Origin of the sequence: Saccharomonospora saliphila YIM 90502 (genome assembly GCF_000383795.1) — a bacterium.
GTDB lineage: Bacteria > Actinomycetota > Actinomycetes > Mycobacteriales > Pseudonocardiaceae > Saccharomonospora > Saccharomonospora saliphila.
Genome location: NZ_KB912728.1, coordinates 249444 through 259723, shown reverse-complemented (window position 1 = coordinate 259723; position 10280 = coordinate 249444). Strand labels below are relative to the sequence as shown.

The following is a 10280-nucleotide window of genomic DNA, read 5'->3' as shown; positions in this document are numbered from 1 at the left end:
GCTCGCGCTGTCCCCGCTCGGGCAGGTACGCGCCCATGCGCGCCGCCCCGGCGGTCAACGAGGCGCACCACCCCGCCGACGGGCAGCGCTCGGCGACGACGGCGACCGCCCGTGCCAGCTCCTCGACCGTGCCCTCCGCGCCGCCGAACCGGCGGGGCACGAAGTGCCGGGCGAACCCGGCCGAGACCAGGTGCTTGACCACCTGCTCGCTGAGCCTGCGGTGGTGTTCGGCCTCGGCCGCGTAGCGGCCCGCCGTCGAGGCGACCTCGGCGGCGGAGTCCAGCAGCCCCGTGGTACCGCCTTCCGCAACGGTCATCGTGCCCCCGCTCTCTCGTGTGCCGGCCGCCTCGGGCGCGGCGTGCCCGGCGCTGTCGGCGGACACGCTCAGCGTGCCCGCGCTTCGGCGTACTCCTTGGCATAGCCGAGGGTCGTGAGGCTGTTCGTGCCCAGCGCGTTGCGCACGAACGCCCGGGCGTCGGCGACACTCGCGTCCGCACCGAGCACCCCGGCGATGTTGTCCTCGTTGATCAGCACGGTGTGCCGGGAGGTGGCCACGACGCCGCCCCCGTCGCGCGCGTCGAAGAACCATTGCCCGGTGTGCAGGTTCATCAGGGCGGGGAGCTTGGTCTGCTTGTACACGATGGTGCGGTGCGGCAGGCACACGCGCACCGATTTCGTGGTGTGGATCGACCCGTCCTTGGTCTTGGTGTCCATCGCCAGCACCTGGAGCCCCGGCGTGTCCTCGGTCAACTCCACCGACGACACGTGCGGAAGGCGCTGCGACCACAGGCCTGCCTCGTTGATGAAGTCGTAGACGTCCTCGGCCGACCCGTCGATCTCCACCGTGTCGTCGAAGGTCAACAGCAGCTCCGAGCCGTTCGCGGCCAGCTCGGCGTTGGTCCGCAGGGCCGCCAGCTCGGCCCGGCTGTTGCGGTCGACCGCGCGGTCGATCCACTCCAGCTTCTCCGGATCGTCGTCGACCGCCCGGTAGTCGTGCAACAGGCGCACCCGGCACTCGGCCGTGCCGGTGGCCTCGACCACCCAGGCGCCGCCCATCGCGCCGACCGGGTCCGCCGACACCTCCTGTCGGAAGTCCACCCGCATTCCGTCGGGGTCGAGCGTCCTGCGGGAGGTCCACGTCTTGGCGCTGTCGTTGGCGGTCGCCCAGATCTGGATTCGCTCCGAATTCTGTCCCCGTTCGAGATGTTCGATGTGCACCGTCGGCGGGAACAGCCGCGGCCAGGCCCCGACGTCGGCGATCAGGTCGTACACGGCTCGCGCAGGCGCCGCCACCCGCACGTCGTGCTCGACCTCACGGGTCGCAGAGGAGCTGCTCATATGGTCACTCACCTTCCGGATCGGTCGCGGTGTCGTCAGAAGTTGCCCAGACCGCCGCAGACGTTGATCGCCTGCGCGGTGACCGAGGCCGCCGGCTCCGAGACGAGATAGCCCACCATCGCCGCGACCTCGTCGGGCGTGGAGTACCGGCCCAGCGGGATCTTCGCCTGGAACCGGGTCAGCACCTCGTCCTCGGAGATGTCCCACACGCCCGCATAGCCCTGGCGCACCCGTTGCGCCATCGGTGTCTCGACGTAGCCGGGGCACACGGCGTTGACCGTGATGCCGGTCTTGCCCAGCTCGTTGCCCAGCGCCTTGGTGAAGCCCACGACACCGTGCTTCGACGCCGAGTACGGCGCGCCGAGCACGACACCCTGCTTGCCCGCGGTCGAGGCGATGTTGACCACGCGTCCCCACGAGCGCTCGCGCATCCCGCCGACGCTGAGCACGTCACGGGTCATGAGGAAGACGCTGTTGAGGTTGGTGTTGACCACGTCGAACCACAGGTCGTCGGTGATCTCGGCGGTCACCCCGCCGCCACTGCGCCCGGCGTTGTTGACCAGGATGTCGATCGGTCCGTACCGCTGCTTCGCCGCCAGCACGAACGACCGCACGGACTCGGCGGAGCGGACGTCGCAGGCGGTGCCGTCCACGTCGTGCCCTGCCTCGGTCAGCTGTTTCACCGTTCGAGCCACGGCATCGGCGTCCCGTGCGCAGAGGAAGACCTGGTGGCCCTGCTCGGCGAGCGTCGTGGCGACGGCCAGCCCGATCCCGCTCGTGGCTCCGCTGACGAGGGCCACTCGTGCGCTGTCGGCCATGACATGTCCTTTCGTCGTGTTCACGTGTGCGCCCCGACCGGGTCGCTCGTCCGGTCGTCTGTCCGTGGTGTCTTCTCCCGGGTGAGTTCGGCGACCAGCGACGTGCTGTACTCCCCCGTCCGGAACGTGCGGTCACGCACGACCCGCTCGAGAAAACCCGTGGTCGTCTTGATCCCTGGTCCGTGGATGCGGGTCTCGCCGAGCGCCCGCTCCATCCTGCGCAGCGCCGACTCCCGATCCGGGCCCCACACCAGCAGCTTGGCCAGTAGCGAGTCGTAGGAGACCGGCACGCGGTAGCCGGTGAAGGCGTGGGTGTCGACCCGCACGAACGGCCCTCCGGCGACCCGGAACTCCTCGATCACCCCGGCCGCCGGCGCGAAGTCGTTGTCAGGGTCCTCCACGTTGAGGCGGCACTCGATCGCCGCGCCCCGGGGCCGGGCCTCGCTCTGGGTCACGGTCAGCGGGTGGCCCGCCGCGATCCGGAACTGCTCGGCCACCAGGTCCACTCCGGTCACCATTTCGGTCACCGGATGCTCCACCTGAATCCGGCAGTTGATCTCCATGAAGTAGAACTCGCCGCCCGGCTCGACCAGGAACTCGAAGGTCGCCGCCCCGACGTAGCCGACCGCGAGCGCGCCCCGCACCGCGGCCTCGCCCATCCGGTCGGCCAGCCCCGGCGGCAACCGGGGCGCGGGACTCTCCTCGACCAGCTTCTGATGGCGCCGCTGCACCGAGCAGTCCCGCTCGCCGAGGTGGATCGCGTTGCCGAACCCGTCGGCCAGGATCTGCACCTCCACGTGCCGGGTGGTGGACAGAAACCGCTCGAGGTAGACCTCCGGGTTGCCGAACAACGCCTCCGCGTCGCGCCGGGTCTCGCGGTAGGCCTCGGCGAGCGATCCGGGGTCGGTGACCACCCGCATCCCCCGGCCACCGCCTCCGGCGGACGCCTTGATGATCACGGGATACCCGATGCGGTCCGCCAGCCGCTGCGCCTCGTCGGCCGAGGCGAGCGGTTCCGTGCTGCCGGGCAGCAGGGGCAGGCCCGCCTCGGCCATCAGCCGGCGCGCCTCGCTCTTGGCGCCCAGGCGGGTGAGCACGTCCGGCGGCGGGCCGACGAGGACGAGGTCGTTGTCGCGGCACACCTCGGCGAAGTCCGGGTCCTCGGACAGGAACCCGTATCCGGGATGGACGGCGTCGGCTCCGGTGGTCCGGGCCGCCTCGATGATCGAGGGGATGTGAAGGTAGCTGCGCTTCGCGGGCGCCGGACCGATGTGGACCGCCTCGTCGGCGAAGGAGACGACCGCCGAGTCGCGGTCTTCGGTCGAGTACACCGCGACGGTCGGGATGCCCAGCTCCCGGCACGCCCGCGCGATCCGCAGCGCGATCTCCCCGCGGTTGGCGATCAGAACCTTGTCGAACATCGGTCCTCCGTGGTCACGAGTCGAGTGCCGGGGCGAGCACGAAGAGCGGCTCGCCGTACTCGACGGGGTCTCCGTCGTCCTTGAGGCACTCGACGACATGTCCGGACTCCCCCGCCTCCACCGGCAACATCAGCTTCATGGCTTCGATGATCGCGACCTGCTGGCCGACCGCCACCGAGTCGCCCACGTCGACGAACGGCGCGGCACCCGGCTCGGGGGCGCGGTAGAACACGCCCACGGCGGGAGCGGTGAGGTGCCGGACCTCCTCCGGCGCGTCGTGTGCCCCCGGCGCGGATGTCGCCGCGGCACCGGTTCCCGGAGCGGCCTCGACCGCGACGGCGCCGCGCTCGCCCCACTCGACCTCCACCGAGACGTCCCCGGCACGCAGCCGCAACGCCTGGGGCGAGAACGGTATGTCGGCCAACAGCCGGACGGCGTTGTTCCGGACCTGTTCGAGCACGTCACCGTCGGTGCGGTCGCGCGTGCCGCCGAGCCCACCGAGCCCGTCGCCGGCGTCGTCACCGACTCGGTTCGTCGTCGTGTCCTGTGTCATCGCTGATGCTCACCCCGTTCGTCGCGATCTGCGGTGCCGTGCCGGCACCGAAGGAGCGGAACCGGTTCCGCCGCCGCTTGACCAGCGTCGGACCGTCCGTGGTCGAGAGCCGCCCGATCGCGGCCTCGAGGGCGTGCCGGACCCGTTCGGCGGCCAGCCGGTGGTCCGACTGCGCGCCCCGCTCGGGCTCGGGCACCACCCCGTCGACGACACCGAGACGCAACAACTCGCGCGCGTCCAGACGCAGCATCTCCGCCGCCTTCGGGGCCTGCGCGCGGTCGTTCCAGAGGATCGCCGAGCACCCCTCGGGACTGATGACCGAATAGGTCGCCCGGGAACAGATCAGCACCTCGTCGGCCACCGCCAGCGCCAGCGCGCCGCCGCTGCCTCCCTCACCGGTGATCAGCGTGACCACCGGCACCGGAAGTCCGGCCATCAGCCGGATGTTCTCCGCGATGGCGATGGCCTGCCCCTGTTCCTCCGCCTCGAGTCCCGGGAAGGCCCCGGGTGTGTCGACGAACGTGACGACCGGGAGGCCGAGTTTCGCCGCGAGCCGGAACAGCCGGGCGGCCTTGCGGTACCCGCCGGGCGACGGCATCGCGTAGTTGCGCGCGGCGAGTTCGTCGATCGTCGCACCCTTCTGGTGCCCGACGACCACCACCGGATACCGCCCGAGTCGTGCCAGCCCGCCCACGATCGCGGGACAGTCGCCGCCCATCCGGTCGCCGTGGAGCTCGTCGAACCGGTCGAAGGCGCCCGCCAGGTACTGCATCGTGGTCGGGCGTCCCAGCTCGCGCGCCTCCTGGACGGTGTTCCACGCGTCCACCTCGGACAGCGCCGCGGGGTCGGTGACGACCGCGGCGTCGTCCGGGTTCCGGTGCCCGGGTTCCCCGGCACCCGGCCTTCCCGGCCGCGCCGACTCCAAGATCCGCAGGAGGGTGCCGCGCAGCTCCGAGCGGGGCCGGATCGCGTCGACGAGCCCGTGTTCGAGCAGGAACTCCGCGGTCTGAAACCCCGGCGGAAGCTGTTGCTTGATCGTCTGCTCGATGACCCTGCGCCCGGCGAACCCGAGCCGCGCCCTCGGCTCGGCGATGATGACGTCACACAACGTCGCGAACGAGGCCGCCACACCCCCGAACGTCGGGTCGGTGATCAGCGAGATGGTCAGGATGCCCGCCTCGTCGAGCTGGCCGAGTGCCTGACTCGTCTTGGCCATCTGCATCAGGGACAGCGCGCCCTCCTGCATGCGGGCGCCGCCGGAGGCGGACACGAGCAGCAGCGGGTGGCCGAGCCCGAGCGCGGTCTCGGCCGCGCGGGTGACCAGCTCGCCCGCCCCTGACCCGAGACTGCCCCCGAGAAAGCGGAAGTCCATCACCGCGGCGACCAGCGGCGCGCCACCCACGCTGCCGCGGACGACCACCACGGCCTCGTCGAGCCCGGTGCGGGTGCGGGCGCGGTCGAGCCGCCGCGCGTACGGTTCGGTGTCGGTGAACCCCAGGACGTCGACGCTGTGCACCCGGTGCTCGACCGGTTCGACGGTGCCGGGATCGAAGAGCTGCTCGATCCGCTGTGCGGCGGTCAGCCGGTGGTGATCACCGCACTCCGGACACACCCGCAGGGTGCGCTCGAGGCGTTTGCGGTACAGCATCGTCCGGCACGCCGGGCACACGACCCACTCGGGTTCCTCGACGGTGCCGGATGCCGACGTGTCCGTCATGGTGGACGCCTCCTGCTTCTGTCGACGTTCGTTCGCCGCGGTCCGCACGCCGCGGCTTCAGTCACCGTTGACGACCCGCAACAATTCGCGTGCCGTCTGCGCCGAGGTCACGGCGTCGTCGGAGAGCGTCACGCCGTACTCGCGCGAGATCCGGCTGCTCGCCTCCAGCAGCGCCAGCGAGTCGTAGCCGAGGTCCTGGAAGTCGGTGTCGAGAATGTCGCCGTCGAGGTCCACGTTCTCCGCCTCACCCGCGCACTCCCGCAGGATGCGCACCAGGTCCTCGAGCCGCACGTCCGTCTGAGCCATGTCGTCATCTCTCTTCCGTCGAGTCATTCCGGCTTCGCGGCCGTCGTGACGACCATCGCCGAGTTGAACCCACCGTGTCCCCGGGCGAGCACGAGCGCGGTGCGCACCGGCGCCGTCCTGGGCCGGTCGAGCACGAGATCGATCGCGTACTCCCCGGACACGGAGACGTTGACCGTCGGAGGGATCACCTGGTCCCGCAGGGACAGCAACGCGGTGGCCAGATCGAGCGCCGCTCCTCCGGAGTAGAGCCGCCCCGTCATCGTCTTGGGCGCGGTGACCGCGACGGCGCCGGGACCGAAGACCCCGGCGAGGGCGTCCGCCTCGACGCGGTCGAGCTCGGGTATCCCCGCCGCGTCGGCGAAGACCACGTCGACCTGTTCGGCGGGCAGGCCCGCGTCGGCCAGTGCCAGTTCGATAGCGTGGCGCAGGCCGGGCGCGCGACCGCTGCCCGGCCGGGGGTCCATCGTCGCTCCGTAACCGGCGATCACGCCGTAGGCGGACCCGGCACGGTGGGCGGAGGCACTGTCGACATCCTCGAGCACGAGGATCGCTCCGCCCTCGCCCGGGACGTGCCCCGCGGCCGCGTCGTCGAACGGCAGATAGGCGCGGGTGGCGTCGTCACGGGTGCTCAGGCGTCCGCTCGCGAGCTGCGCGGTCCATCCCCACGGGCAGATCGAACCGTCCACCCCGCCCGAGACGACGAGGCGGATTCCCTTGCGGATCTGGCGCCGCGCCTGCGCCACGGCGTCGAGGCCGCCCGCCTGGTCGCTGACCACGACCCCACTGGGCCCCCGCATCCCGTTGCGGATCGAGATCTGGCCGGTGTTGACCGCGTAGAACCAGGCGAAGGACTGATAGGCGCTGACGTACTCGCTTCCCCTGCTCCACAGGGTCTCCAGCTCGCGGTGCCCGAACTCGAAGCCGCCGGACGAGCTCGCGGTGATCACGCCCATGCCGAACTCGTCGCGCTCGGCCGGGACCACCCGCGCGTCGGCCAGTGCCCAGTCGGCGGCGACGAGGGCGAGGCGGGTCATGTGGTCGGTCTGCGGCAGCAGTCTGCTCGGCAGGTGCTCCCGGGCGTCGAACCCCGGCACCTCACCGGCGAGGCGTGCCGGGTACCCGTCGGGTGCGAACCGGGTGATGCGGTCGATGCCGCTGCGCCCCTCGAGTGTGGCCTGCCAGTACTCCTCGGTGCCGAGCCCGTTCGGTGCCGTGACTCCGATTCCGGTGACGACCGTGCTCACGAGTCCCTCCTCGGCCCTGTCAGGACCATCGCGCTCTGGAAACCGCCGAAGCCGCTGCCGACGGTCAGGACCGTGTCGACCCGCCGCTCCCGCGCCACGAGCGGCACGTAGTCGAGGTCGCACTCGGGGTCGGCCTCGTGCAGGTTCGCGGTCGGAGGCACCAGGTCGTGGTGCAGCGCCAGCACCGAGGCGGCGATCTCGATCGACCCGATGGCACCGAGCGAGTGGCCGATCATCGACTTGATCGAGCTGACCGGGACCCGGTAGGCGTGCTCGCCGAGGCTGCGCTTGAAGGCCGCGGTCTCGTGCCGGTCGTTCTGTTTGGTGCCCGACCCGTGCGCGTTGATGTAGTCGACGGCCGTGGCATCGACCCGTGCCTCGTCCAGCGCCGTCCGGATGGCCTCGGCCATTTCCCTGCCGTCCGTGCGCAGCCCGGTCATGTGGTAGGCGTTGCACCGCGACGCGAACCCGGCCACCTCCGCGTACACGGCGGCGCCCCGGCGCTGGGCGTGGGCGAGGTCCTCGAGGACGAACACGGCCGCGCCTTCACCCAGCACGAAGCCGTTGCGACTGCGGTCGAACGGCCGCGAGGCGGTCTCGGGCTGGTCGTTGCGTGGAGTCGTGGCCTTGATCGCGTCGAAGCAGGCCATCGTGATCGGCGAGATCGGCGCATCGGTCGCGCCGGCGATCATCACATCGGCCGAGCCCTCCCTGATGAGATCGACCGCGTAGCCCACCGAGTCCAATCCGGACGTGCAGCCGGTGGAGACGACGGTCGCGGGCCCCTCGGCGCCCACCGACCAGGCGACCTCGGTGGCGAACGAACTCGGAACCAGGTAGCCGTACAGGTGCCGCACCGCGTACTCGTGGTCGACCAGCCAGTGCCTGCCGTCGTCGCTGACCACCCGGTACTCCTGCTCCAGTCCCATGGTGGCCCCGACCGCGCTGCCGATCGTCACCCCGGTACGCCGCGGGTCCCGCTCGCTCAGCTCCAGACCGCTGTCCTCGACCGCCTCCCGCGCGCCGACGACGGCCAGTTGCGCCGCCCGGTCCATGCGCCGGATCTCCTGCGGGCCGAGCCCGTGCGACTCGGGATCGAAGTCGATCTCCGCGGCCACCTGCGAACGGAACGGTGTGGGGTCGAAAAAGGATATCCGCCTCGTCGCGGTCCCACCCTCGCTCAGCAGCTTCCAGAAGTTCTTGGACCCGATGCCACCGGGAGCCAGAACACCGATTCCCGTGATCACCACCCGACGACCCACCAGGACGTCCCTCCGTTCGACGACGGCCTCGCACACCCACCGATGGTTGACGGCGGCAGCGGGCATCCGTTTCCGGGAGACGACACTCGCAGAGCGGTCTGGAGCGCGACCCGGACACGAACTGGAGGAGCGCTAGAGGAGGAATCCAGCACCGCGCGGGCCGCCCCGTGAGGGACCCGCCGCGCGGGCGCGGCCGCTACGGACGCCCTCCGGGGCCCCGGTAGATCCGCAGGAAGGCACGGACCCCGTCGCGCACCACGGCGTCCACGTCCGCCTCGTCGAGTTCGAGGGCTCCGTACAGCGAGCGTTCACGCACCGGCGAGTGCACCAGTGCGCCGAAATGCCGGGCCGCGACCTCGGGATCGTCGATCTCCAGCATGCCCCGCTCGGCGATCTCCTTGAGTTGCCTGGCCAGGCCGTTGCGCACCTGCCTCGGTCCCGCGTCGTGCCAGGCCCGCACGATCTCCGGATGATGGGCCGCTTCGGCGATGATCAGCCGCACCAGGGCCACGTGGTCGGTGAACCTGGGGTCCGGGCGGACCCACTCACGGCCGAAGGCGATCAGCGCCTCCTCGACGTCGTCGAACTCCGCGAGACGCCGCCGAGCCACGTCGAGCAGGCTCGTCGCCGTGGCGTCCGTGCTCTGTTCGACGATCGCGAGGAACAGCTGCTTCTTGTCGCCGTAGTGGTTGTAGATCGTGCGTTTCGACACGCCCGCCTCGGCGGCGATCGTGTCCACGCTCGCCCGCGCGAACCCCTCCCGGACGAACACGGCGCGGGCCGCGTCGGCGATCGCCTTCCGCTTCTCCGGCGACCGCCGGACACCCCTGCCCGCACCCCTGTCGCTCGTGGTCACCACGCCACTCCCTCCACGGCCACGCGCTCGTTGCGCTCTGTGACACAGTGTGTACTCTACACCGTGTAGTTTACCCAGGAAGGCATCGGCGGGAGAGACGGCGCGTACTCGCGACGGCTCCGCGAGGCCGGTGGACGGAGGAGAGGAGAAGGCTGTGCCCGACCAGGCGAGCCGAGTGGCCCTGATCATCGGAAGCACGAGAAACGGACGGTTCGCGCCCACGGTCGCACGGTGGTTCGCCAACCAGGCGTCCTCCCGCGCCGACGTGGCGCTCGACATCATCGACCTCGCGGACGTCAAGCTGCCCGACACGCTCGGTGTCGAGGGAGCCCCCGCGGTCGCCGAGATGAGCACCACGCTCTCGGAGGCGGACGCGTTCGTCGTCATCACGCCGGAGTACAACCACAGCTATCCGGCGCCGTTGAAGAACGCTATCGACTGGCACCACGACGAGTGGCAGGCCAAGCCCGTCGCGTTCGTCTCCTACGGCGGGATCGCCGGCGGCCTGCGGGCGGTCGAGCATCTGCGCGCGGTCTTCGCCGAGCTGCACGCGGTGCCCATCCGCGAAACCGTCAGTTTCCACGGTGCCCACGACCAGTTCGGGCCCGACGGCGAGCTCAAGGACCCGAAGGCGGCGAACGAAGCGGTACACCTGCTGCTCGATCAGCTGGTCTGGTGGGCCCGTGCGCTGACGGAGGCGCGGGCGAAGCGTCCCTACCCGGCGTGACCCGGCGCGCGGCGCGGGCGGGCGATTCGGCGCGCCCG

General features: G+C 71.1%; 11 protein-coding genes. 1 reads left to right on the top strand and 10 read right to left on the bottom strand.

The features are described from left to right. The 10 genes from SACSA_RS26440 to SACSA_RS0120160 form a co-directional block, all read right to left on the bottom strand. The coding region (locus SACSA_RS26440) for an acyl-CoA dehydrogenase family protein (RefSeq protein WP_332253402.1) at positions 1–316 on the bottom strand (316 nt) is incomplete at its 3' end. A gap of 68 nt (positions 317–384) precedes the next feature. Beyond that, positions 385–1338, bottom strand: a complete 954-nt coding sequence (locus SACSA_RS0120200) for an aromatase/cyclase (RefSeq protein WP_019819626.1) — start codon at positions 1336–1338, stop codon at positions 385–387. Between the two features lie 35 nt (positions 1339–1373). Then, positions 1374–2156 carry a 3-oxoacyl-ACP reductase FabG gene (gene fabG, locus SACSA_RS0120195; RefSeq protein ID WP_019819624.1) on the bottom strand — a complete coding sequence of 261 codons (783 nt, stop codon included), beginning with the start codon at positions 2154–2156 and terminating at the stop codon, positions 1374–1376. Positions 2157–2176: 20 nt separating this feature from the next. After that, the gene (locus SACSA_RS0120190; RefSeq protein ID WP_019819622.1) at positions 2177–3577 is read right to left on the bottom strand and encodes an acetyl-CoA carboxylase biotin carboxylase subunit; all 1401 of its coding nucleotides are present in this window, start codon (positions 3575–3577) and stop codon (positions 2177–2179) included. A gap of 13 nt (positions 3578–3590) precedes the next feature. Beyond that, positions 3591–4130: an acetyl-CoA carboxylase biotin carboxyl carrier protein gene (locus SACSA_RS0120185; protein WP_019819620.1), complete on the bottom strand. Its 540-nt coding sequence runs from the start codon at positions 4128–4130 to the stop codon at positions 3591–3593. Further along, on the bottom strand, positions 4096–5847 hold the full coding sequence (accD, locus tag SACSA_RS0120180; RefSeq protein ID WP_048877048.1) for an acetyl-CoA carboxylase, carboxyltransferase subunit beta: 1752 nt from the start codon (positions 5845–5847) through the stop codon (positions 4096–4098). The genes SACSA_RS0120185 and accD overlap by 35 nt, the downstream gene beginning before the upstream one ends. Positions 5848–5904: 57 nt before the next feature. Next, positions 5905–6153 (bottom strand): acyl carrier protein, encoded by a 249-nt coding sequence (locus SACSA_RS0120175; protein ID WP_019819617.1) that lies wholly within the window; start codon positions 6151–6153, stop codon positions 5905–5907. 23 nt (positions 6154–6176) lie between these two features. Further along, entirely contained in the window at positions 6177–7397 is a 1221-nt protein-coding gene (locus SACSA_RS0120170; protein ID WP_019819615.1) for a ketosynthase chain-length factor, read from the bottom strand. Further along, the gene (locus SACSA_RS0120165) at positions 7394–8725 is read right to left on the bottom strand and encodes a beta-ketoacyl-[acyl-carrier-protein] synthase family protein (protein ID WP_019819613.1); all 1332 of its coding nucleotides are present in this window, start codon (positions 8723–8725) and stop codon (positions 7394–7396) included. Before SACSA_RS0120165 ends, SACSA_RS0120170 begins: the two co-directional genes overlap by 4 nt. A 130-nt stretch (positions 8726–8855) precedes the next feature. Further along, complete coding sequence (locus SACSA_RS0120160; protein WP_048877047.1) at positions 8856–9515, bottom strand: TetR/AcrR family transcriptional regulator; 660 nt, start codon at positions 9513–9515, stop codon at positions 8856–8858. A 154-nt stretch (positions 9516–9669) separates the two neighbouring features. Here SACSA_RS0120160 and SACSA_RS0120155 point away from each other — a divergent pair, with 154 nt between their 5' ends. Further along, the gene (locus tag SACSA_RS0120155; RefSeq protein WP_028662081.1) at positions 9670–10242 is read left to right on the top strand and encodes an NADPH-dependent FMN reductase; all 573 of its coding nucleotides are present in this window, start codon (positions 9670–9672) and stop codon (positions 10240–10242) included. Positions 10243–10280: the final 38 nt, after the last annotated feature.